The sequence below is a fragment of the Exiguobacterium sp. U13-1 genome (assembly GCF_001750115.1).
In the GTDB taxonomy this organism is placed as follows: Bacteria; Bacillota; Bacilli; order Exiguobacteriales; family Exiguobacteriaceae; genus Exiguobacterium_A; species Exiguobacterium_A acetylicum.
On record NZ_CP015731.1, the window covers coordinates 1,449,203 to 1,472,832 of the forward strand.

25 protein-coding genes are annotated in these 23,630 nt (G+C 48.6%); 18 read left to right on the forward strand and 7 right to left on the reverse strand.

Going from position 1 to position 23,630, the window contains the following annotated elements:
* Positions 1-24: 24 nt before the first annotated feature.
* The 4 genes from ESP131_RS07350 to ESP131_RS07365 all read left to right on the forward strand — a co-directional run bounded on the left by ESP131_RS07350 (position 25) and on the right by ESP131_RS07365 (position 2,630).
* Positions 25-684 (forward strand): amino acid ABC transporter permease, encoded by a 660-nt coding sequence (locus ESP131_RS07350; protein WP_029341131.1) that lies wholly within the window; start codon positions 25-27, stop codon positions 682-684.
* A gap of 13 nt (positions 685-697) precedes the next feature.
* Positions 698-1,420, forward strand: a complete 723-nt coding sequence (locus ESP131_RS07355) for an amino acid ABC transporter ATP-binding protein (RefSeq protein WP_029341132.1) — start codon at positions 698-700, stop codon at positions 1,418-1,420.
* A 65-nt stretch (positions 1,421-1,485) separates the two neighbouring features.
* Positions 1,486-2,022 (forward strand): GNAT family N-acetyltransferase, encoded by a 537-nt coding sequence (locus ESP131_RS07360; protein WP_052169377.1) that lies wholly within the window; start codon positions 1,486-1,488, stop codon positions 2,020-2,022.
* Positions 2,004-2,630 carry an HD domain-containing protein gene (locus ESP131_RS07365; RefSeq protein WP_029341134.1) on the forward strand — a complete coding sequence of 209 codons (627 nt, stop codon included), beginning with the start codon at positions 2,004-2,006 and terminating at the stop codon, positions 2,628-2,630. The genes ESP131_RS07360 and ESP131_RS07365 overlap by 19 nt, the downstream gene beginning before the upstream one ends.
* Positions 2,631-2,707: 77 nt before the next feature.
* On the opposite strand, the gene ESP131_RS07370 is transcribed toward ESP131_RS07365, so the two are convergent.
* The 4 genes from ESP131_RS07370 to ESP131_RS07385 form a co-directional block, all read right to left on the reverse strand.
* A complete protein-coding gene (locus ESP131_RS07370; RefSeq protein ID WP_047390876.1) occupies positions 2,708-3,421 on the reverse strand; it encodes a ZIP family metal transporter in 714 nt (237 codons plus the stop codon).
* Between the two features lie 274 nt (positions 3,422-3,695).
* Positions 3,696-4,460 (reverse strand): 2,4-dienoyl-CoA reductase, encoded by a 765-nt coding sequence (gene fadH, locus ESP131_RS07375; RefSeq protein ID WP_047390879.1) that lies wholly within the window; start codon positions 4,458-4,460, stop codon positions 3,696-3,698.
* A gap of 85 nt (positions 4,461-4,545) precedes the next feature.
* Entirely contained in the window at positions 4,546-5,481 is a 936-nt protein-coding gene (locus ESP131_RS07380) for a manganese-dependent inorganic pyrophosphatase (protein WP_047390882.1), read from the reverse strand.
* Positions 5,482-5,538: 57 nt separating this feature from the next.
* On the reverse strand, positions 5,539-6,615 hold the full coding sequence (locus ESP131_RS07385; RefSeq protein WP_047390889.1) for an N-acetylglucosaminidase: 1,077 nt from the start codon (positions 6,613-6,615) through the stop codon (positions 5,539-5,541).
* A gap of 76 nt (positions 6,616-6,691) precedes the next feature.
* Between ESP131_RS07385 and ESP131_RS07390 the strand changes: the two genes are divergently transcribed.
* Together ESP131_RS07390 and ESP131_RS07395 are read left to right on the forward strand one after the other, a co-directional pair.
* The gene (locus tag ESP131_RS07390) at positions 6,692-7,654 is read left to right on the forward strand and encodes an aromatic acid exporter family protein (RefSeq protein WP_231925702.1); all 963 of its coding nucleotides are present in this window, start codon (positions 6,692-6,694) and stop codon (positions 7,652-7,654) included.
* A gap of 229 nt (positions 7,655-7,883) precedes the next feature.
* Positions 7,884-9,008 (forward strand): M20/M25/M40 family metallo-hydrolase, encoded by a 1,125-nt coding sequence (locus tag ESP131_RS07395; RefSeq protein ID WP_047390897.1) that lies wholly within the window; start codon positions 7,884-7,886, stop codon positions 9,006-9,008.
* 62 nt (positions 9,009-9,070) lie between these two features.
* On the opposite strand, the gene ESP131_RS07400 is transcribed toward ESP131_RS07395, so the two are convergent.
* Complete coding sequence (locus ESP131_RS07400) at positions 9,071-9,250, reverse strand: hypothetical protein (protein WP_023467629.1); 180 nt, start codon at positions 9,248-9,250, stop codon at positions 9,071-9,073.
* 108 nt (positions 9,251-9,358) lie between these two features.
* Between ESP131_RS07400 and rnz the strand changes: the two genes are divergently transcribed.
* Genes rnz through ESP131_RS07435 form a run of 7 tightly spaced genes read left to right on the forward strand, consistent with a single transcriptional unit; the run spans position 9,359 to position 14,110 of the window.
* The gene (rnz, locus tag ESP131_RS07405) at positions 9,359-10,264 is read left to right on the forward strand and encodes a ribonuclease Z (RefSeq protein WP_047390902.1); all 906 of its coding nucleotides are present in this window, start codon (positions 9,359-9,361) and stop codon (positions 10,262-10,264) included.
* Positions 10,265-10,267: 3 nt separating this feature from the next.
* On the forward strand, positions 10,268-11,164 hold the full coding sequence (locus tag ESP131_RS07410) for a hypothetical protein (RefSeq protein ID WP_029341141.1): 897 nt from the start codon (positions 10,268-10,270) through the stop codon (positions 11,162-11,164).
* Entirely contained in the window at positions 11,161-11,565 is a 405-nt protein-coding gene (locus ESP131_RS07415) for a DUF4430 domain-containing protein (RefSeq protein ID WP_029341142.1), read from the forward strand. Before ESP131_RS07410 ends, ESP131_RS07415 begins: the two co-directional genes overlap by 4 nt.
* Positions 11,543-12,262: a hypothetical protein gene (locus ESP131_RS07420; protein WP_069940390.1), complete on the forward strand. Its 720-nt coding sequence runs from the start codon at positions 11,543-11,545 to the stop codon at positions 12,260-12,262. The genes ESP131_RS07415 and ESP131_RS07420 overlap by 23 nt, the downstream gene beginning before the upstream one ends.
* Positions 12,198-13,151, forward strand: coding sequence for an ATP-binding cassette domain-containing protein (locus ESP131_RS07425; protein WP_069940391.1), 954 nt, complete (start codon positions 12,198-12,200; stop codon positions 13,149-13,151). Before ESP131_RS07420 ends, ESP131_RS07425 begins: the two co-directional genes overlap by 65 nt.
* Positions 13,148-13,711: an ECF transporter S component gene (locus tag ESP131_RS07430; protein WP_231925703.1), complete on the forward strand. Its 564-nt coding sequence runs from the start codon at positions 13,148-13,150 to the stop codon at positions 13,709-13,711. Before ESP131_RS07425 ends, ESP131_RS07430 begins: the two co-directional genes overlap by 4 nt.
* 27 nt (positions 13,712-13,738) lie before the next feature.
* Positions 13,739-14,110 carry a hypothetical protein gene (locus tag ESP131_RS07435; protein ID WP_023467636.1) on the forward strand — a complete coding sequence of 124 codons (372 nt, stop codon included), beginning with the start codon at positions 13,739-13,741 and terminating at the stop codon, positions 14,108-14,110.
* 42 nt (positions 14,111-14,152) lie between these two features.
* On the opposite strand, the gene ESP131_RS07440 is transcribed toward ESP131_RS07435, so the two are convergent.
* On the reverse strand, positions 14,153-14,968 hold the full coding sequence (locus ESP131_RS07440; RefSeq protein ID WP_023467637.1) for an SDR family NAD(P)-dependent oxidoreductase: 816 nt from the start codon (positions 14,966-14,968) through the stop codon (positions 14,153-14,155).
* Positions 14,969-15,113: 145 nt separating this feature from the next.
* On the opposite strand from ESP131_RS07440, the gene ESP131_RS07445 reads away from it, so the two are divergent.
* Positions 15,114-16,574: an MDR family MFS transporter gene (locus ESP131_RS07445; RefSeq protein WP_047390922.1), complete on the forward strand. Its 1,461-nt coding sequence runs from the start codon at positions 15,114-15,116 to the stop codon at positions 16,572-16,574.
* Positions 16,575-16,822: 248 nt separating this feature from the next.
* Here the strand turns inward: ESP131_RS07445 and ESP131_RS07450 are convergent, their stop codons facing one another.
* Positions 16,823-17,719: a DMT family transporter gene (locus ESP131_RS07450; protein ID WP_023467639.1), complete on the reverse strand. Its 897-nt coding sequence runs from the start codon at positions 17,717-17,719 to the stop codon at positions 16,823-16,825.
* A 44-nt stretch (positions 17,720-17,763) separates the two neighbouring features.
* On the opposite strand from ESP131_RS07450, the gene ESP131_RS07455 reads away from it, so the two are divergent.
* From ESP131_RS07455 to ESP131_RS07470, 4 genes are all read left to right on the forward strand, one after another.
* A complete protein-coding gene (locus ESP131_RS07455) occupies positions 17,764-19,881 on the forward strand; it encodes a DNA topoisomerase III (protein WP_047390973.1) in 2,118 nt (705 codons plus the stop codon).
* Positions 19,881-20,300 (forward strand): hypothetical protein, encoded by a 420-nt coding sequence (locus ESP131_RS07460; RefSeq protein ID WP_047390976.1) that lies wholly within the window; start codon positions 19,881-19,883, stop codon positions 20,298-20,300. The genes ESP131_RS07455 and ESP131_RS07460 overlap by 1 nt, the downstream gene beginning before the upstream one ends.
* 71 nt (positions 20,301-20,371) lie before the next feature.
* Positions 20,372-20,815 carry a hypothetical protein gene (locus tag ESP131_RS07465; RefSeq protein WP_047390979.1) on the forward strand — a complete coding sequence of 148 codons (444 nt, stop codon included), beginning with the start codon at positions 20,372-20,374 and terminating at the stop codon, positions 20,813-20,815.
* Positions 20,816-21,023: 208 nt separating this feature from the next.
* A complete protein-coding gene (locus ESP131_RS07470) occupies positions 21,024-23,579 on the forward strand; it encodes a sensor histidine kinase (RefSeq protein WP_047390984.1) in 2,556 nt (851 codons plus the stop codon).
* Positions 23,580-23,630 lie beyond the last annotated feature (51 nt).

Below are 23,630 nucleotides of genomic sequence, written 5' to 3' on the forward strand. Positions count from 1 at the left end.
CTTTTGTGCGACGTTAGGAGATTGATTATGATAGACTTTACAAAGATTCAAGATTCAATTCCATATATTCTCGAGGGGATTCCGGTCCTGTTCCAAGTCGTCATCGTGGCGGCCATTGCCGGGATGCTGATCGGAATCGTCGTCGCGGCACTGAAAATCACGAAGAGCCGGGTTCTCCGTTTCATCGGTCATGCCTACACGGCGATCTTCCGGGGAACACCACTGATCTTGCAACTGGCGATCGTCCACTTCGGATTACCGCAACTGACAGGGTATGTCACAACAGGATATCAATCGGCAATCATTGCCTTCTCCCTAAACTCCGGAGCGTATATCTCGGAAATCATCCGGGCAGGGATTCAGGCTGTTGATCGTGGACAGTGGGAAGCGGCGGATGCGCTCGGTATTTCGTATTTCAAACAACTCCGTTCGATCATTTTACCGCAAGCCTTTAAAAATATCCTTCCTGCGATCATGAACGAATTGATCACGTTGACGAAGGAATCAGCACTCGTCTCGACGGTCGGTGTGCTTGATGTCATGCGTCGTGCGCAAATCGTCGGAGGAGAAAAGGCGATTTATTTCGAACCGTTATTGTTTGCCGGATTCGTATATTTTGTTCTCGTCATGGGATTGAGCTTGATAGGCCAACAAGTCGAAAAAGCTATGAGAAAGAGTGGGTAATCAGATGGAACCTATGATCCAAGTCACCGATTTGCATAAGCAGTTCGGAAAATTAGAAGTATTAAAAGGTATCTCGACGACGGTTACACGCGGTGAAGTCGTCGCTGTCATCGGACCGTCGGGATCCGGTAAATCAACATTTCTGCGGTGTATCAACTTACTGGAGCAACCAACGAGTGGAACAATCATCGTCGATGGTTTCGAATTGACGAAACCAAAAGCAAATATCTCAAAAGCACGTCAGAACATCGGGATGGTGTTCCAACAGTTCAACTTGTTCCCGCATAAGTCCGTTCTCGATAACTTGACGTACGCACCGATTAACGTCCTTGGTATCTCAAAGGATGAGGCAGTTAAACGGGCGGAGACGTTACTTGAGCGTGTCGGTCTAGCGGAAAAACGCGATAATTATCCGAACCAGTTGTCAGGTGGGCAAAAACAACGGGTCGCGATCGCCCGTGCGCTTGCGATGGAACCGAACGTCATGCTGTTTGATGAACCGACGTCCGCTCTTGACCCGGAGATGGTCAACGAAGTTCTTGACGTCATGAAGCAGCTGGCTGAGAGTGGGATGACGATGGTCATCGTCACACACGAGATGGGCTTCGCGAAAGAAGTTGCGGATCGTGTCCTGTTCCTCGATGAAGGAATTTTGATGGAAGAAGGTTCACCGATTGAACTTTTCGACAATCCGAAGACGGACCGGGCGAAAAAATTCCTCGAAAAAGTTTTATGATCACAGTACGCTAACTCTGAAAAGGGTTAGCGTTTTTCGGTTTTTTAGTATAGAGGGGGATAAAATTGAAAAAACTACTGGAAGGTCACCACATCCGGCTGACGCGTTTTCAACGGGAAGATACCGAAGTGATGCAACGTCTACTTGACGATGTAACGTTTGCCCGTCATTTTAGTGCGACGCCATACCGCCATTTATCGATGGACAAGGTCGAACAGATGATGGCGACAGATGCACCGGAAACATTCCGTTTTGCCATTCGCAATTTTGAAGATGAACGGATGATTGGCGTCGTTGCACTGGAAGATATTCTATTTACACACGGAACGGCATGGCTGATGATCGGGATCGATCCGGATTGTGAAGGGCAAGGGTATGCGACGGATGCGCTACAGACAATCCTCGAATACGCCTTCTTAGAGCTGAACCTGTACCGGATTCAATTGACGGTCTTTGAGTATAATACACGTGCGGTTAAGCTGTACGAACGCCTTGGATTCGTACAGGAAGGAAGATACCGTGCCTTTTTACGACGAGACGGAGAGCGGCATGACATGTTACTTTATGGATTACTCGAACCAGAATGGAGGAATCTACAATGATTCAAGAAACAGAAATCTTCGTCCGGTCGTTTCACGCGACGGACTTTTCAGGTCATGATTATGCCCATATCGAACGGGTTCGTCGTTTAGCGTTACATATTGCCAAACAAGAAGGCGGAAATGTCAAAATCATCGAACTATCTGCCTTACTTCATGACGTAGCAGATAGCAAACTCGGGGGAACGGCAGAGAAGGTCGCGACCTTCTTGCAAGGAAAGGTGACGGAAGAAGAACAGGAACAGATTCTAGCCATCATCACGAGCTTGTCCTATAAAGACGGGACACGCCCTCCAATGCGGACAATCGAAGGGAAAATCGTCCAGGATGCTGATCGTCTCGACGCGATTGGTGCAATTGGAATTGCACGAACGTTTCAGTTCGCTGGTCGGTTCGGAGAGCCGATGCATGTGCCTGGACTAGCACCACGAGAGCCCGGTGACCGAACGGGAGAGACGAGTGCCCTGAATCATTTTGAAGAAAAGTTATTCCGACTAAAAGATTTAATGAATACGAAAGCAGCACTTCATTTAGCAGAGGAGCGGCATCGCTATATGGAAGAGTTTGTTGCTCGGTTCAAGCAAGAGTGGGACGGTACGACAGACAGCTGAAGACCGATTTTCGAAATGACTAAAAAACAATGCGCGTTTCCGACTAAGCTTACGGAAAGTGCGCATTGTTTTTGTTATTAACTGAGGATAATTGCTGTAATCAACCCAAGTGCTGCGAACAGACCAACGATCGCACCACCTTCCTCGTGAGCTTCCGGCATCATCGTCGAAGCGAGCATCGCGATGATCCCACCGCTTGCGAAGCCACCAATCATGGCAAACTGCATGTCCGGGAGTTCTGCAAGAATCGTGTAGCCAGCGAGAGAAGCGAGAGCGGAAATCAACCAGACGACTCCCCACATCAGCAATACTTTATTCTTCGAGAAGCCATCTTTTCGCAAACCGGTCGTACTCGATAAACCTTCCGGAATGTTACTGACGAAAATGGCCGCGACGAGTGCCGCGCTGACATTTCCGGATAACAGACTGGCACCGATCATGATTGATTCAGGGATCGCATCAAGGATCGTCCCGAAGAAAATCGCCGTTCCCGTGCCTTCGTTCCCACCAGATGAGCGTTTTCGTTTACTCGCGCCGCGTGACGAAACGAATAGGTCGAATCCTGTAAAGACGAGTGCTCCGACGATGAAGGAAATCGCGACAACGAGTGTCGTTGACTTCTTTAATGCTTCATCGAGTAACTCAAACGTCGCTGCTCCAATCAAGATGCCGGTCCCAAACGACATGATATAGCCGATCAGTCGTTGTTTTAAGGGTAAGTACAATCCAAACAGGGCACCGATGACGACGGCACCACCTGCTAACGCTCCCCAACCGAACGCTTCCCACATACGATCGCCTCCTTCTTGTCCTTTCTACCTGTTCTAGATAATTCATAAACATAGCGAAAAGAAAGAAAAATAGTTCGAGACGCATGCAAGGGGCTGACTCAAAAAAAGAATGACGCGTCTTTTCACGTCCTTTCCTCAGGCGAGATACAAGCAAGAAAACTAGCTTGTTCGTCTCTGACAGTGCAAAGATGCGCTTTTTCCTGTAGGAGTGACGTGAAATGCGTCATTCTTATCTTTGTGGAGACCGACTTCTTGAGCCATTACATCTCAATCATTAGAACGGTTGTTTATTTAACCAATGTCCACCATCAAGAGCGATACATTCTCCGTTTAAGTAGCGGGCTTGATCTGACACCATCCACGTTGCAAGTGTTGCGATCTCTTCCGGTGTACCGAACCGACCGAGCGGGACGTTGCGGCGAATTCGTTCCGCGTGTTCTGGTGATAATGCGAGTTTGTCAGCACCACCTGTCCGTTCGATCGGTCCTGGACTGATCGCGTTGATACGGGCTTGATATTTATAGCCCCATTCGACGGCAAGCGTCCGCGTCAAGTTCAGGACACCGGCTTTCGCAGCGGCGCTCGGAGCGACACCAGCGCCAGCCTGCCACGCATAAGATGCGACGATGTTGACGATTTGTCCGCCAACGACTTGATCTTCCTGCCATCCTTTGACCAGAGCATGACAGCAGTTGAATGTCCCGTTGAGGACGATATCGATGACCGTCTTCCAGCCATTTGGTGATAACTCGTCGGTCGGGCAAATGAAGTTCCCGGCAGCATTGTTGATCAATGCCTCGAGACGACCGAACCTTTCGCGTGCTTGATTGACAGCAGCCAGACAAGCGTCTGCGTCACGGACATCCATCTGAATCGTCAGATGTTCGCCTTGAATCTGACTCAAAGCTTCGTCCATCAGCTGTAAGCGTTCCGCGTCGCGTCCTGTAACGACGACGTTCCAGCCGGCTTCCTTTAAGGCGAGCGCCATCGCTTTCCCCATTCCGTTTGTTCCACCCGTCACCATGATCGTTTGTGTCATATTGATTCCTCCTTTATGTAATGAATGAACAGCCATTCATATTCTTTATTCAAAAAAGAAGGAGCGAACTCCTTCTTTTTCGAACTTATTGTGTTGCAAGAGCTGTATCTGTTAAGACAGGAACGACTTGTTTCTTACGTGAAACGACACCTTCGAGGTAAACAAGGTTGTTCGTCGCTTCAAGACCGTAAGCACGCTCAACGAGATTTGCTTCTTTCCCAAGGATGAGTCCGACTGAGTTGTTCGTCAAGATATCCGTGACGATGAAGACGAATAGATCAAGACCTTTTGCAAGGATGACTTCATTGATTGCTGTTTCGAGTTCTTCTTGGCGAAGCAAGACTTCTGCTGTATCGACCGTGTTGACTTGAGCGATTTCGACTTTGAGTGTTCCCATCGTGAATTCTTTTGCATCAAGTGAGATTAATTCAGGGACGGATTTCTTCGAGAGATCAGCTCCAGCTTTGAGCATCTCAAGACCGTAGACGTTCGCATCGACACCAGCGATTTCTGCGAGTTCACGCGCTGCGATGATATCTTGCTCCGTGCAAGTCGGTGATTTGAACAGAAGCGAGTCGGAAATGATTGCGGACAGCATCAAACCAGCGATTTCTGGTTTGATTGCAACACCATGCTCTTTGTAGAGCTTGTTCAGGATCGTTGCTGTACAGCCGACCGGTTCAGCCCGATAGTAAACAGGATCTGATGTCTCAAAGTTTGCGATTCGGTGATGGTCAATGACTTCTGTGACAGTCACAGCATCGATATCGTTCGCACTTTGCTGACGTTCGTTGTGGTCGACTAAAATGACGTGTGATGCTTCCGTTGCGACTTCTGTCACTAGACGTGGTGCTGTCACTTTGAACGTATCGAGTGCGAATAACGTTTCATCATTCATTTCACCAAGGCGGATGGCTTCGGCATTGACACCGAGTGCTTTCTTTAATTCTGCATAAGCGATTGCCGATGTGATCGTATCGGTATCAGGATTCTTGTGACCAAATACTAAAACTTTTTCCATGACGTGTTCACTCCTCAATGATTGTTGTCTCGCCCTATAGTGTATCATATCTCGGATTTAGAAAGCGTTCATTTTCACCATGATACCAGCGATTTTTTCACTCCAGAAAGGGTCTGACGCGTAAAAGACGTTCATCCCTTTTTGTTTGTTTCCGAGGTACGCGCCACGGTAATAGCGACCGTCCCGATCGAGATAATCCTTTGCAATGAAACGACCGGTCTGCTGAATCGAGTCCGTCAAGGATTTATAGACTGTCGCATCTTCTCCCGGCGCGGAATCGGTCGCATTGACGCCGAACAAGTTATTTTTCTCGCGGGCAATCTCAGACCGTCCATAATCGGATTCGTGGATGGCGTGTGCGAGTAGATAGGCCGCGTTGACACGGTATTTCTTTTCAACGGACTTAAAGACTTTTCCTTTACCGATCAAGGGGCTGTCCGGTGCTTGCTCCTTGATGAACGCATCGAGTTGTTTGGCACTGAGGCGCGTCGGCTTCGTCAAATCACGTGTTAATGTCTTCGATTCAACATATTTTGTCGTCCGAGGAGTCGTTTTCGTCGCTTCACCGGCAACGATTAGTCCACCAAGTCCGCTGTCCGCGACGATGTAGTGAAGGAGACGATCTCCTTTCGTCTGATAATATGATGCATTCGAGACTCGTTCTGCCGGGAACGGACGTAAGCGGTCCGTTGGGACATGACCCGTCACGCCGGCGATGCTGACACGACTTGTCTGTTCACCGAACTCAAGCAACTGGACACGTGTGCCGGAAGCGACGTACGTGAGCCGTTTCTTTAACTCAGGATCACGATGAATCGATAGAATACCACGATCATCGACGATCCCAGTACCTGGTCCACCGAGGTAGACGTAGCGGTCGTCCGATGAACGCTTGACAGCACCACGCTGTCCCGCGTACTCCTTCGCTTCGGCGAACGTCTGGAAGTCTTGCTCGTTGATTTTGCCTTTTTCATAGCGCTCAGCCGTATAAGGCGCTGGTGGGGTTAAGACAGTCTTGGGTTCCTCGCGGAGCCAAAAGAACAAGAGAACTCCGATGAGGAAGAAAAAAAGTAATCCTTTTATCGAACCGGTCCGGCGCACGGGACGACCGGGGCGGATAGTGCGTGTCGTCAAAGTAAATCACGTCCTTTAAAAAGCAATGGACATTCCTGTCCAACGTAGGTAGTCTAACAAAGAAAAACAAAAGGGGGTGAACCTGTTGCAAATCGGTTATCGCACGCTGAAGACAGCGGTCGCTGCTGCGCTCGCGATGTGGATCGCAGAACAGCTTAAGCTCGACTATTACGTCTTCGCTGCTATCATCGCTATCTTGAGCATCCAGTCGACACGAAAGAAAACGTTTCGGTCTTCTTACGAACGCATCATGGCATCATTACTTGCCATCGTGCTCGGATTCATTCTATTCGAGGTCATCGGCTATCGTCCGGTGACGTTATTGATCTATTTCATTTTATTCCTTCCATCCGTTCAACGCCTCCGACTTCAGGACGGTTTCATCACGAGTGTCGTCATTCTGACCCATTTGTATACGGAACGTCAGCTTAACGCGCACATCTTACTGAACGAATCCTTATTGCTTGGCATTGGTGTTGGTGTCGGATTACTTGTCAACATGTACATGCCAAGTCTTGATTTATTGATTGACGACCGGCGAGAAAAGATCGACCAACGAATCGCCGCCTTATTCTTCGAAGTCGCCGCTGCGATTGAGACAGGGCGGGTCAATCATCATGCGTTGACGCTTGACGAGACAGAACGTCTGTTACATGAAGGGAAGGATGCCGCCTTAAAACGGATGGGAAACGCGATCGGTCGTCGGAACGATGATGAAGATTATGCCTACTTCCGGATGCGCGAACAACAATTCGAGTTACTACGCGGTATCGTCCATCATGCCGAGGAACTCGTCCTCGTCGTCGAAGAAGGAAAAAAAGTCGCCGACTTCTTTCGGACGATTGGTGACAATGTCCGACCTGAAGCCGACGCAATGGTGTACATTTCAGAACTAGAGGCGTTATTGACACGTTTTCGTGCCTCTGCCTTACCCGTCACGCGGGAGGAATTCGAGGTCCGCTCTGCCTTACTGCACATGCTACAAGAAGCGGAGCAATATTTACGTTTAAAACAACGCTACGTCAATCAAAAGAAATAAAACATCGTCGAAGCGAACGTACCGATCAGGAAGATTGCTAAAATCCCGATTGTCGTCCATTTAATGATGCGTTGTTGTTTCGATGGTTTTGCCATATCCACTACTCCTCTCTTACATCAACTGATTAATGCCATTGTACAAACAACCTTTCAGAAGTGCAAATGACGATGGGGATGGTATACTAAAAAAGCGCTAATGGATTGAAACATATTAGGAGGAGGGTTTTGTCATGGTCAATGAACAACGCGTATTAGATACGTTTTTAGAACTTGTCCAGATTGATTCGGAATCAAAAGAGGAGGCACGGATTTGTGCTCACTTGAAAAAAACGTTCGAGGATCTCGGATGTGATGTGTTCGAGGATGACGCTTCGTCTAAGACCGAACATAAAGGAAATAACTTGATCGTCACACTTCCAGCAACAAAAGAAGAGGTCGACAAAATTTATTTCACTTCCCATATGGACACGGTATTTCCGGGGCAAGGCATTAAACCAATCATCGAGGACGGTTACGTCAAGACGGACGGCACAACGATTCTTGGGGCAGATGATAAAACAGGTCTCGCATCTCTGATCGAACTCGTGCATGTATTGAATGAAACGAAACAACCTCACGGGAAAATTCAGTTCGTCATCACAGTCGGTGAAGAATCTGGACTTGTCGGTGCGATGGTTCTTGACCCATCAAAAATCGATGCCGATTACGGTTTTGCACTCGATTCAGATGGAAAAGTCGGAGACATCATTACAGCTGCTCCAACGCAAGCAAAAGTCAATGCGAAGATTTTCGGGAAAACAGCTCACGCTGGTGTCGCACCGGAAAAAGGTGTCTCGGCGATTACGATTGCGTCAAAAGCAATCGCGAAAATGCCGCTCGGTCGGATTGATGAAGAGACGACAGCGAACATCGGACGGTTCAGCGGTGGTGGTCCATCAACGAACATCGTTTGTGATTATGTCGAAATCTTCGCGGAAGCACGGTCACTTGTCGCTCCGAAGATGGAAGCACAGACAGAGAAGATGAAAGCGGCGTTCGAAGAAGCGGCAGCAGAGCTTGGTGGTCGTGCTGAAGTTGAAGTCAAAGTCATGTACCCGGGCTTCAAGTTCGAGGATGGAGATCAAGTCGTCGAAGTCGCGAAAGCAGCGATCACACAACTCGGACGCACGCCACGCCTCTTACATTCTGGTGGTGGATCAGATGCCAACGTCATTGCTGGTTTTGGTATCCCAACGGTCAACTTGGCTGTCGGATATGAAGATATCCACACGACGAATGAGAAGATGCCAATCGAAGAACTCGTCAAAACAGCGGAACTGTGCGTGACGTTAGTTGATTACATCACGAACAAATAAGCTGATGAAACACAAAAAAGAGTGTACCGCAACATTGCGGTACACTCTTTATCATTGTACGATTAAACTACTTGAGGACGATCAACATATTCCATAGACTCTAGAACGAGTTCTTCTGTACATAATAAGGTCGAAGCGATTTCATCAATTTGAATCGACTTTCCGTATTTTTGCCGATAACTCTCGTTCAGTTTGCGGGCTTCCCGGACGATGCGGGCATAGGTCCGTTCAATCTTAGTCATGGAAAAAACCACCTTCCAAATCTGAATAGGTACAGTTTACCATGCTTCACCAGAAGAAAGGTGTATTTTGTGTATAAAAAATGCTAATTTTACGAAAAGGGGAAAAAGATGGAATTTTATTTTTTAGGGACAGGAGCCGGTATGCCGTCGAAACAACGAAACGTCACATCGATTGCCTTGTTACACCCCAAAATGACCTGGTTGTTCGATTGTGGAGAAGCAACGCAACATCAAATCTTACACAGCCCGATCAAACCACGAAAAGTCAACGCAATCTTCATTACCCATTTACATGGGGATCATATCTTTGGTTTACCAGGATTCATTAGCACAAGAGCAGCGCTTGAAGGCACGACACCGCTAACGATCTATGGACCGACCGGGATCAAAGAATGGATGGACGCGACATTACGCATCACAGGAACATATCTACGTTATCCACTCCGGATCGTTGAAGTCGAAGACGGTCAAACCTATGAACAGGACGGATTCCGCGTGACGGCGCGGTCGCTTGAGCATCGTTTCCCGGCGTTCGGGTACCGACTCGAAGGACCAGAAGAGCGGGGTGCCTTGCGTGTGGATGCACTGAAGACACTTGGAGTGCCATCCGGTCCGATCTATCGCCGAATCACACTGGAAGATACCTTCGAATTCGAAGGAACAGTCTATACGTCGTCCGACTTTTTAGAATCACCAAAACCGGGTGTCAAGCTAGCTGTTCTTGGCGATACGATGCCGTGCGCGGCCTCGATCGAACTGGCACGAGACGTTGATGTATTAGTCCATGAAGCGACGTTTGCCGATCGGGAAGTCGAACATGCGGGACGCTTCGGTCACTCGACCGCTCGACAGGCAGCTGTCATTGCAGAAACGGCACAAGCGAAAAAGCTTCTATTGACGCATGTATCTGCTCGTTATGTCGATCAAGAGGAAGTACTGGAACAAGAGGCGCGAGAAGTATTCGCGAACAGCCATCTCATGTTTGATCACCGGGTCGTCCCGGTCAAAGGATAGACGATGGACTTTCTCATTCTATGGGCACTCTTTTTACTGGCTGCTAGCGGATTAGGTTTTTTGCTCGAACGTCGGACGGAAAAAGAAAAATACTTGTACATGAAGTTCGTTTTTTATGCGTGTCTCGGGGCCGTGTCATTTCCAGTCTATGATATTCAGTTACCGCTCGGCATCATCATTTTCCTGATTGTCCTGCATCCGAAAAAGAACTCGCGTTATAAACGGTATATGGCACTCTTTGGGTTCTTATTCTTCCTGTTCCAACTATTTCTCGGTCCGTTTGATGGTGGGATGTTGCGGGAAGAGACACAACAGATTGGTCGCGTGACGATCACGGATGACTCATTCGACAATTTCCTTTCTCAAATCGAACGACGTGTCGGTGAAGAGGGGCTGCGGATGGAACAAAGTCAGTTGATGTTCGATCGGGGCGGGAATCTCAGGAACGCCTCGTTTGAGATGCTCGTCGAAACACCGAAACGTTTCATTCGTTACGATGTGAGTTATCAGGAGCTGACAGGAACGATTTCCTATCGACCACGTGAAGAGTTGACGACAAAATCGTTGACGTCGTATTACCAGAAACTGATTGATGCGAATCAATCGTTTGAGACGTTGCGAAAGCTTTCGATTCATGAGATTTTACATGATTCCAAAACACCCTATGTCGAGATGGATCTCGATGGGCTCTATGAAACGTTTAGTCTACAGGATGCAACGGTCTTCTTGATTGATGACGAAGGGAAATTGATTCCGTACGTCAATACAGGGGACGATGTCTTAGCGAATGCGGTCCGTCTGACGTATTACCGTTCTGACGGTCAATCCTTACGAAATAAAACCATTCTGTTATACAATTACAGCTTTGAGACATCAAGGCGAAAAGGAGTCGTACGATGAAAAAATGGCTATTTGCTGCAAGTATCGTGTTACTTGCCGGTTGCGCGGAAGCAAAAGAGGAACAACAAACAGCGTCTTGTGAGGCGGAAGTCAAGGTATCGGTCGTGGATCACGTCAAGGATAAGACGTTGTTTGATAAAGACGTATGCTTGAACGAAAAAGATACGGCACTTGATGCACTTGAAGATACGACGCTCGATGTCGTCAAAACAGGTAAAGGTGAGATGGCATATGTCACGGCAGTCGATGGGATTCGAGAGAAATCAGCTGGAGCAGGTAGTGGCTGGGTCTTCGGAGTCAACGGCAAACCAGGCGAAGTCGGTGCTGGAAGTTATGAACTGAAAAAAGGAGATCGTCTCGAATGGCGATTTGAAAAAGATGCAATGGCTTATTTTGAGTAAACCAGAACGGGAGCGACTTCACCCAGTGAACGTCGCTCTCTTTTTCATCGGGATGATTACGATCCCGTTCGTCCTCACACATGATCAATCAGTGATCGTCGTCTATCATCTGCTCTTGTTTTTATTCGTTCAAGAACGGACTGTGTTTCGCTATTTAGTCCTCCCGGCTCTTTATGCCGTCATGATGTGTGTCCCGCTTCTTTATGGTGCAAGCATCGACACAGTTGCGATTTATGAAACGACGGTCCAAGTGACGCTATTCATCACCTCGAGTCAGTGGATTTTTACGTTGGTTCGACTCGATCAGATGGGACCGTTGTTTCGCTTCTTACCACGACTGACGCGATTGACAGGTATGGTGCTGGCGCTGATTCCGTCTTTCTTACGAACCTGGCCCGAAGTCAAGATGAGTCATCCGGATGCGTCACTTGCTGTTCGACTAGAGCGGATGGCAGCCTATCATATCCTACCAATTGAAGCGGTACCGTCTCGTTTAAGGCCGATCACGCGACGTGATGTTCAGACAGGTTTGTTGCTTGCGACAGGACTGGTTCTTTGTCTGACACCATGGGCAATCATTCCGGCGATGATTTTGCCCATAGTGCTATTATTTACAAAAGGAGGAATCCGGGATGCCTATCATGTATACCGACACCAATCGCGAAGAGCGACTACGTCAACAGGCGAGCGAACATGAACAACCCGTCTTGACACCGGAGCACTTACTACATGGACGTGTCCGAGATCTTCTGGCGACGGATTCCTTGTTTCGGGCAGGAGAACTCGCGACCTTGCTTGGACTAGAAGCTTTTTTTGAAGCGGAGTCGAGTGAACTCTCATCCGGAGAACAACAGCTCGTCGGACTCGGTCATGCGTTGTCTTCGTCACCAAAGACGCTGTTCTTGTCGGAACCGTTTCTCTTTCTTGATCATGTCAGGCGAAAGCGATTGATGGGATTGCTTGAAGAAATCGAACGACGGTTTGGTTGTCAGATTCATTGCTCGATGACGATACAATCCGACTTGTCAATTACGAGTCGCGCTACTGAATTGACAGGTCGTACCCTGAATCGGATCGAAAACGTCCAACACCGTTATCCGTTACAGACAAGCTATGCACTCGCAACAGAAAAATTGTCGTTTCATCAAGGTGAACGCATTGCGATCATTGGTGCGAATGGTAGTGGGAAATCGACGTTACTACGACTCGCGCTCGGTGTCGAGCGACCGCTGTACGGAAAAGTCCGGCGGTGGGGGGAGACGCATTATGTACCAGCGCATCCGATGCTTGCGCCATTAGACGATCGAAGCGGTAGTTTTACGACACAAAAAAAACGTCTCTTGGACGGTATCGATTGGAGTAAAGACAGCTATTACTTTGATGAGCCGACAGCGGGTCTCGATGACATGGATCGAACGACTTTCATCAATTCGTGGAATACGAACCCGACAACGCTCATTGTCATGGCGACGCATGACTCAGCTCTGATTCGAGCAGCACAGCGCATCATCTATCTCGTGCACGGAGAAGTAGCGTTTGACGGACCAACGGAGCAATTTTTACGTGAAAGCCGGCTATTTGTATGATCGTCGCAACGATTCTGATTATGGGTCTGTTCTTGATCATCTTCGAAAAACTACCGATGACGGATCAACGATTACGGTTCATCGCTATCATCACGGCAGCGGCAATCGTTGGACGATTGTTGTTCTCCAGTTTGCCGAACGTCCAGCCGGCAACGGCACTCGTCTTATTAGTAGCCGTCTTCATCCATCCGATCGTCGGTGCCATTTCTGGGATGCTTGTCGTCGTGTTAACGAGCTTGTTTCTCGGAAGCGGTCCGTTCGTCCTCTTTCAAGCGCTGGCGTATGCGACAATTGCCAGTCTGGGATTCGTTCCGTTTCTTCGTTACCGGATCGTATTGACTGGGTATGGATTTCTCGCTGGTTTCTTATATGGATGGGTGAGCAATCTCGGGTTCTTGGTATTGACCGGATTCTCGTGGCAAGCTTTTTTGACACTGCTTGTAGCCGGAGGAACATTTGATATGCTTCACGGATTCAGTAACGCGATCTTCATTTGGATATTGTTTCCGATTTTTTTACGAATTATGCATTCATTCGATGAAAAGAGGGGTACAGAATAGTAACATACCGAACAGGAGGGAAGGCATATGCTGGGATCGTCGATTTCGCTTGCTTATGTCGTCATGTTGCTCATCGTCTCGAGTGTCGGCTTAGTGTTTGGCAGTATTCTGTTGATGAAAGGTACGATTAGAGGACGTTACGCTGCTTGTTACTTACTTGCTGCCGCCATCTTCCCAAGCGCCATGCTCATTACCTCATCAGAAGGATTACTTTGGCAACATTTACGATTCGAGAGTTCATGGTTCCTCGCGATTGTCTCCTGGTTACTCGTCTTATCGACGGGCTACATCGTCTCGATCACGGGTGCGCTCGTCATTCGTTATCTGTATCGCTATACGACGACCTTTGATCGCGTCAAACGTTATGCGACGCGGCGTTTTCGTCATCACGAGGCATAAATACAAAAACGGAAGAACCAGCTATCTGGTCCTTCCGTTTTTTTATGAATTCGCGTACAGGAGTTCTTCTTCTGTCGAGGATTCTTGCTGGCGAGCAGGATCTTGGATTCGACCTGTCACTTCTGTTAACAGGCGGCGTGGCAAGAGACGAGACAAGGAAACCATGGCGCGGTTGCTCGCACCTGGAACGACGACGCGACGCCCTTTGAGCATACCGCGATACCCAGCGAATGCGACGAGATGCGACGGCATACTCTTAAACGGTAGCGTGATGTTCGCCCGGTCGAAGAAGTTCGTATCAGTCGGTCCCGGGCAGAGGCAGGTTACGCTGACGCCAGAGCCGTCGACTTCCGTTGCGAGTGCTTCCGAGAACGACAGGACATAGGCTTTTGTCGCGTAGTAGACGCTCATGTACGGTCCTGGCATGAAGGCGGCAACGGATGCGACATTCAGGATGCGTCCGAAGCCGCGCTCAACCATTCCTGGTAAAAGACGTTTCGTCAAATCCGTCAAGGCGACGACGTTGACCTGGATTGAGTTGATGTCTTCTGTTGGATCGATTTCCGCAAAGCGTCCCGACGTAGCGAAGCCAGCGTTATTGAACAATAGATCGACTGTCAATTCTTGCTCCTCTAAGTACTGTACGAGACGATCAACGCTGTCGCTTAGTGATAAATCAGCAGCGAATACATAAACTTTGATCTGATAGCGTTTTTCAAGGACCTGTTGCAGTTCCTTGAGTTTCTTTTCATTGCGGGCAACGAGGACACAATCGAAACCGTCTCGCGCTGCAAGGACAGCGAGATCGAGTCCGATTCCACCCGATGCACCGGTAATCAGTGCCGTTTTTCGTAACATAGGACATTCCTCCATTCGAAATCGTGAATCTGAGTCTAGTGTATACCATTCCATACCGTTCCCGCGAATCCTGTTTCGTAAGCATTTACTTTTCTTATCACTGGTCCAACCAGTATGATAGAACAGTAGAGGGGAAGTGGAACAAATGAGGAAAAAAGTAACCGTCGCCTTGTTGCTCGCGACGTTTTTAGCTGCGATCGAGGGGACGATCGTCGCAACAGCTACGCCTGTCATGGCGAGTGAACTGAACGGGGCAAAATTAGTCAGTTGGATCTTTGCCGGGTTCTTATTGTTCATGGCGGTCTCGACGCCGATTTACGGAAAGATGGCAGATTTATATGGTCGAAAACGGGTTCTGTTATTCGGGATCGGCGTCTTCACCGTCGCTTCGTTAGCCTGTGGACTCGCTCAATCGATGGAGATGTTGATCGTTTTCCGCGCCGTCCAAGGCATCGGGGCAGGAGCTGTATTGCCAATCGCAATGACGATCATTGGTGATTTGTATACATATGAGGAGCGGGGGAAAATCCAAGGAGTGCTCAGCGCTGTCTGGGGAATCTCAGGTGTCGCTGGACCACTTGTCGGTGGATTCCTCGTCGAATCGCTTTCGTGGCGGTATATTTTCTTACTAAACGTACCGTTTGCGTTATTGTCGTTCTTCATGATCGTCGTTTACTACAAAGAGACGGTCCGTGAAACGGAGCGGAAAATCGATTACCGGGGTGCGTTATTGTTTGCGCTCGGGATGAGTGCGTTTCTTTACGGCTTATTATCGGGCAGTGAGTCAGAGACGTTCTTGCGTCCGATCATTCTAGCCAGTTTTTTCATTAGTTTCGTTTTATTGTTCACGTTCTATCGTGTCGAGAAAAAGGCGAGCGATCCACTCTTACCGCCAGCAGTCATTCGCCATCCGGTCATTCTCGTGATCAACTTAGCGGTCTTCTTTTCCGCCTGGGTGCTCGTCTCGATGTCAGCGTATATTCCGATTTTTGCCCAAGGGGTACTCGGCAAGAGTCCGACCGAAGCTGGTTTCATGTTGATGCCACTGTCGCTTTTTTGGACGCTGACCGCCATTATCGGTGGACGGACGATTGGTGTGGCTTCGCCCCGGTACCGGACGATGACCGGAATGGGACTGCTGATCGTCGGTACGACGATTTTATCGTTGATCACGCGCGAATCAAGTGATGTTTTCATCTATCTTGCCGTTTCGCTGATCGGAATTGGTTTTGGTCTCTCACAACCGGTCTTTATGGTCGTCTTGCAGACTTCCGTCGATTGGTCACTGCGTGGCTCAGCGACGGCCGTCAACTCGTTCTTGAGTACGACGGGTCAGACGCTCGGTGTTGCAATCTTTGGTACGATCTTCAACCTATCAATCCTTCGTTCGTTTGCAGCGTCGGACACGCTTTCAGGGTACGCGATTGATCCATTCTTCCAATCGAGTACGGCAAAAACGTTCGGACAGGACGTGCAGTATGCGGCAGAAATCGCGTTATCACATGGATTACGTTACGTCTTCATTGGTGGGGTCGTTTGTGCCATTCTTGCGTTCGCGATGACTTGGCGTTTACCAAAAGTTCGACCTGACGATCCACGATCGTAATGAAAGGGGCTGACTCAAAAGTCAATCTCTACAAAGAAAAGGGTGGCAGACTGATGATCTGCCACCCTTATTTCGTAAAAAAAGACTCGCCACACGCTACTCCTACAGGAAAAAGCGCACTTTTGCGCTGTCAGAGACAAACAAGACCCGCTTTTCTGCTCAAATGAAGCAGAAAACTGGCTTGTGTATCGCCTGAGGAAAGGGCGTGAAGCGGCGAGTCATTCTTTTTTTAGTCATCCTCTTCTTAATTAGGAGGATTGACTAGTGGCACTCTCACGCTGGGCGAGCTGCTCACGAATGTCACGTTCATTGCGTCGGAGGAACAATCCGATTCCGATCAACAGTAAAGCGGCACCGGTGATTTGAATCCATGTCAGCTTCTCATCGAACAGATAGTATCCGAAAATCATTCCCCAAACCGCTTCACCAAGGATCGTGATGCTGACGATACTGGCACTGACACGAGCGAGCGCCCAGTTGAATAAATTGTGACCGAGTAACGTTGGGAAGACGGCAAGAAGAATATACAGCCACCAGTCTTGTTGGAACGCAGCGACGAGATTCGTTGATTGAATCAATGATAACAAAAGCAAGACGAGCGACGCGACAGCGTAGACACCGAACGAATAGAGATTCGTCGAAACGCTTGTGCGGACGTGTTGACCGAGCAACCAGTAACCAGCGACTAAAATCGTTGCGAGCAAAGCAAGACCGTCCCCGATCAAGGCGCGCATGCCGACGGCGATATCTCCGTAAGCGACGAGACCGCCACCGAACAAGGCGACAGCAACGAACAGGAGTGCCTTGCGCGACGGGTGTTGTTTGAAAAACAATGCGTTACCGGCAAGGACAAAAATCGGACTCGCGGTCACGAAGAGCGTCGAGCTCGCAACTGTCGTATAATCAAGAGAGAGGAACCACAGCCAAAAATGCCCGGCGAGCAAAATGCCACTTAATAGCATATGCCGGATCGTCGACGAACTGAGTTGCAATAGTTCCTTCAATCGAATGAGTGGGAGCAACAACAAGGTCGAGAACAACATGCGGTAAAAGGCGACAGCCTCTATCGGGGTCTCCGCCCACTTGACGAAGATTGCCGATGTTGAAATAAAGAATAAAGCCATGAATAACGTAAAATAGGGCATGGGTACCTCCACATGTCTGAAGTAAGGAAATGAGGGTGAAGCGTGTGCAATTGATCATTGCTGAAAAACCAAAACAAGCGGAAAAACTGGCAGCTCCGTATCCGTCCGTGAAGCGGGACGGCTACATTGAAATCAAACCATGTGACCGGTTTCCGCAAGGAGCAAAACTCGCTTATGCGGTCGGGCACTTATGTGAACTGCAGGAGCCGGCGCATTATGACGCCAAATGGAAACGATGGAACTACGATCATCTGCCAATCATCCCGGAACGATTTGATTACCGACTGGCAAAAGGGAAGAGTAAACCATACCAGGTCATCAAGAAATTATTGAATGAGCGGACGACGACTTCCATCATTATAGCATCGGATGCCGAGCGAGAGGGAGAGGCAATCGTCCGATTGATCTTACGTCTCGCAAACAACGCAAAGCCATTACAACGACTCTGGATTTCGAGTCTGACGCCTCAAGCGGTTGACCATGGGTTTGCGAACCTGCTCGATGGCAAAGAAACGGAGAACATTTTTCACGAGGCGATGAGTCGCGCTTGCGCCGATTGGCTGATCGGAATGAATGCGTCCCGTGCGTATACGACGTTACTGAAGAAGAAGGGCATCGCCGACGTCTTTTCTCTCGGACGGGTCCAGACACCGACGCTCGCACTGATCGTCGAACGGGAAAAACAGATCGAGAATTTCCGACCGGAGACGTACTACGAAGTCGAGGCGGATTTTACGCGATACAAAGGAAAATACATCAATGCAAAGAAACAGACGAAGCTGAGTGACCGGGAACAGGCACAAGCGATCGTGGATCGGACGAAAGGAACCGGAGTCGTCGCATCGATCGAGAAAAAGCGGCAGACGGAACGACCACCGTTTTGGTTCAGTTTGTCGCTCTTACAAACAGAAGCGAGCCGACGGTATGGTCTCGGTGCAAAAGAGACACTCGATATCGCGCAAAAACTCTATATCCGTGGTTGGATCAGTTATCCGCGAACGGACTCTTCCTTCGTGACAAAAGAGGAGGCGGGACAGTTCCCGGTCATTCTTGATCGGTTACTGAAGCAAGCGGAATATAGCCCGATCAAGGATGTCCTGACGAACAATCCAGCTAACGATAAACGTTACGTCAATCCGGCTAAGGTCAGCGATCACTATGCGATTATTCCAACAGAAGAAGCGGGTGCCGTCGCCAAGTTATCTGGTCGGGACGCGCAAGTCTATGACTTGATTGTCCGTCGATTCCTTGCCGCCTTTGCACCGGACGCTGTCTCGGAGAAGACAGAAATCGTAACGACACGCGAGATGGACCGCTTTTTGACACGTGGCAGTCGGACGATTGATCCGGGCTTTAAACAGGTCTTACAAATCGAGTCAAAGGAAGTCGAATTGCCAGCCGTCGAACAAGGACAAGAGATGCCAATCAAAGGCTGCCGTCTGCTCGAGAAACAAACGGAACCGCCGAAACGCTATACGGAAGGGACACTCATCCTCGGTATGAAAACAGCCGGTAAGTTGCTTGAAGACGATCTGCAAGCAATCATGAAGGAAGTCGAAGGACTCGGGACGGAAGCGACCCGTGCCGGGATCATCGATGGACTAAAACGACGGGAATACATCAAATTAGTCAAAAAAGAGATTCATCCTACACCAAAAGGACGGATATTGATCGATGCCGTGACGGGGAGTATTCTTGCCTCGCCGGAGATGACAGCGAAGTGGGAGAGCCGTCTCGAGCAGATCGGCAAAGGGGAAGCATCTGCCGCCCAGTTCATCGAACAGGCGAAAAAGTTATCGGAGCATCTCGTCGTTGATGCCAAACAACGGATCGAACAACTCGCTGTTGATCCGACGCAAGTCAAGAGCAAGTCTCCGCGGGGTGCGACGAATCGTCCGGTCGGTCCGTGTCCACTGTGTCAATCCGCGGTGCTTGATCGTGGGAAGTTCTATGGCTGCAGCGGCTATCAGAAGAACAACTGTGGCTTTACGTTACCGAAAACGATCCTTGGTGCCAAATTGACACAAACGGAAGTCAAAAAAGTACTCGCAGGTCAAAAGACAAAGCCACTTGAGATGAAAAAAAATGCGCGCCAGTTCAAGGCGATGCTCTATCTCGAACGCGATCAATTAAAATTCGAATTCACGAAAGGGGAAGACTGATGCAATACGAACTGATTCAAAATCAATCATTTCGTCCTGTCTTTGAACGACTGTTACAGGAAGGACGCCGCTTGACGGTCTGGTTTCCGGATCATATCGAGGTACAGTCGGCAGAAGGACTGGTCGAAGAAGCAGAAGAACTGTTTGGTGTGACAGCGGAAGTGATCGATGATCCACAATCATTCGGCAAGCATATCCTGCTTCCGTACTTGACGGAAGTCGAGCACCGGGAAGATGGATTCATCCGCTACGAAGCTGAGCTGACGGAAGAGTTACGCCAACTCGTACGCGAATTGACGTTACCGATGCTGACGGAAGGCGACTTCGAAGTGTTGTATTCATATCAAATCGAGACGGAGACGGAACGCTTCTTCGTTGAAGACTGGTTCCAAGCTGACTTACAAAAACTACCTAACTAGGTGAAACTTTCTTGAAGAGGATGACGTAGGATAAGTGATCGTCATCATTCTATTCATTTGGAGGGTTCACTATGTTCACAGTAGCATTCATGGAAGGCGAACTGGGAGGCGACGGCTTCTTCTCGGGCATGCCGATTTTCATGGTCGGATTTTTTGTTCTCATCATCGGGTTCATTCTGTTTGGAGTCATCTCTGCAGCCTCAAAGGGAATTTCGACGAATTCATTGACGCAACAACTGCGCGAGCATGCGGCGCGTCTCGTCAGTCCGGATGAATCGGATGCACTGAATTACGTCGCTTACTTAGAAACGTTGACAAGTTTTCCAGTCGAAAAGACGAATCTCGAACCGTTTCGGATTGCGACTGGCATCTTAAGGCTCGTCCAAGGAACGGATCAAATTTCCGAAACGACGAAAAAACAAGTCGTCGCTCAGTACTTGCGGCTCGGTATTTTGGATGCGGATCATTTAGCGGACGAACAGCCGGTCCGGAGCCATAGCCACCACCATCATTAAAAAAGGGTCCTAAGGGGCTCTTTTTTTGTTGAAAACGGTTGAATCGTGACATCTAATTGTCATATACAACGATTTAGATTAAAGTTGTATGAAATTGAAATCTTTTTGAGCAGAATGCTGTGTATCGATTGAAAAAAGTTTACAATGAATGGACGGGAAAACCTTTATTGCTGGAGAAAGATAAAGGGAAAGGAGTTGAATTCCTTTAATGAAAACATGGCTGAATCGAACGATTGGACGGCAAATCATGTCTGCGTTTTATGTGATTTTTCTGACACTGCTGCTAACGACAGGTGGTGTCTACCTATATACGAAACAACAGGTGGATGAATCACGCCAAGAATTAAAGATGTTAAACGAACATCGGACACGGGCGACGGATTTATACGAATCATGGCAAAGTATGCAGTACGAGATGCGTGGCTTCGTCTTGCTTGGTGACGAAGAGATGTTAAAAGAAATCGAAGCAAAGAAAAATGACATCAATCAACAAACGACGTGGTTCGAGCGCAATGCACGTTTCAAAGAAGAACGGCAGTATGCAACGGACGCACGGGAACTCTATACAGCGTATACCCAACGCGTCATGCCGAGCCTCGTCAATTATGTCGCGGCGAAAAAAGACGGCAAAGTGACGGAACCGTTCTTGAAGATGCCGACGCTTGGAAAGGTCACGAAATCAAAACCACTCGATCCACAGCGGAAGTTTAACATCAAGACGAAGAGTGCGGCTGATATGAGTTCAAGTATCGTTGATATGGAGACGGTCTTTACGAAATATCGTAATTCCTTAAACGATCAAGAGATGGCGGCGCAAGAGCAGCTTGGTAAACAAGTCAACTCGTCGCAAATTCTCGGAGCAGTCAATATCGCAATCCTCTTATTGATCACTCTCGTTTTCGTCCGACCATTCGTCCGCCGCTTAACGCGTCAGTTGCGTCAGTTGAACCGGGAAAGTGGACGACTCGCTAAAGGTGAAGATGCGACGCCGATCGTCATCACGAATCGTCAAGATGAGATTGGTGAGTTGACGACGACGTTCAACCAGATGGCAGCCGCCATTTCCGGGCAAAAATATCAACTCGTCGCAAGTAACGATGAACTTCAAAGTCAACAGGAAGAATTAATTGCCCAGCAAGAAGAACTTCAATCGCAACAGGAAGAACTTGAAGAAGCGCTCGACATCACGTTACGCAACGAGACGCATTTGCGTTATCGCAATGAGTTGACCGAGACACTCGCTTCTCGTGAAACGTTGACGGCATATCCGGCAATCATCGAAAAATTGATCACGATTACCGATGCGGAGCTCGGAGCGATCGTCTTCCTAGAACAAGACCGCTATACGGATCTCGTCTCTTACGGGATGACGGCAGCTCAGGAGCACCAGTTATTACATGCTTCGACGTCATTACTCGAACGCACACGTCAAAACAAGCGTGCTGTCCGCTCGACGAAACAAGTCGCGAGTCATCATCCGCTCCCATATCCGTACGCGATGTACGAAATCGTCGTACCGGTGATGGACCCAGCAACGAACACGATGATTGCAAGCATTTATCTCGTCCGTTACCGGGATGCTTTCACGGAAGACCAGACAAATGAAATCTGGTCGTTCTCCCGTCAATTGGCACTCTCCTTGCTCCGGATGCGTGTCTTTGAAGAAGTCGAACGAGAACGGGAAAAGACGTCCAAACTTCTCCATTCGATTCGGGAAGCGGTCATCTATATCGAAGGAGAGACGATTTTTGCCAATAAACCATTGCTCGCTTTATTCCATCATCCGGCGCACGATCAAGTGGCGGAAGAAGGATTGATGACGCTCGACGTCAAAATCGAAGAGTTGGCAGTTCAAGTCGATCAACATGAGGCGTTCTTAACCTACATGGATCATGTCTGCAGTCAGGAAATTCCGACGGAGAGCTTGGCGTTGTCCTTGAACAAAGAGGAGCGATTCGTCACGTTATATGCAGAGGAAATCCATTACGGTGGTTGTTTCCGCGGCACGATGCTCGTCTTACGTGACGTGACGGCAGAGACAGCGATTGACCGGATGAAATCGGAATTCGTCTCGACTGTCTCGCATGAGTTACGGACTCCGCTTGCTTCGATATATGGCTATACGGAATTGATGCTTGCGCGCGACGTCCAGGAATCAAAACGTCAACGGTATCTCGAGACGATTCATGCGGAAACCGAACGGTTGACGAACCTCGTCAACGATTTCCTCGATGTTCAGCGGATGGAATCGAGTCAGCAACAATATGACTTCAAACCGCTTGATTTGACGAAAGTCATTCAGGAAACGGTCGAGTTCCATACGGCTTCGGCAAAAGATCACGAACTAGTTCTTGATTTTGAAGAAACGACGACTGATCGGATTCATGCCGACGAACAAAAAATGCGCCAGCTGTTCACGAACCTGATCAACAATGCGATCAAGTATTCACCGGATGGTGGTCAGATCACGATTACGATGCGTCAAGTCGAAGATCGTGTCCAGCTGAAGATCGAAGACGAAGGAATCGGTATTCCGCGTCACGCGCTACCGCAATTGTTCAGTAAGTTTTACCGAGTCGATAATTCGGATAGTCGAAAAATCGGCGGTACCGGTCTCGGTCTTGCGATTTGTCAGGAAATCGTTCGTTCACACGAAGGAATGATTCATGTCGAATCAACGGAAGGTGTCGGTTCCGCATTCATCGTCGAACTACCGATCGTCCAGTCCGTCATACCGGTCACGGAATCGGCAGATGAATGTTAATGTCAAAAGCGTTCTTTGATTTTTTCAATCAAAGGGCGTTTTTTTGTTGGT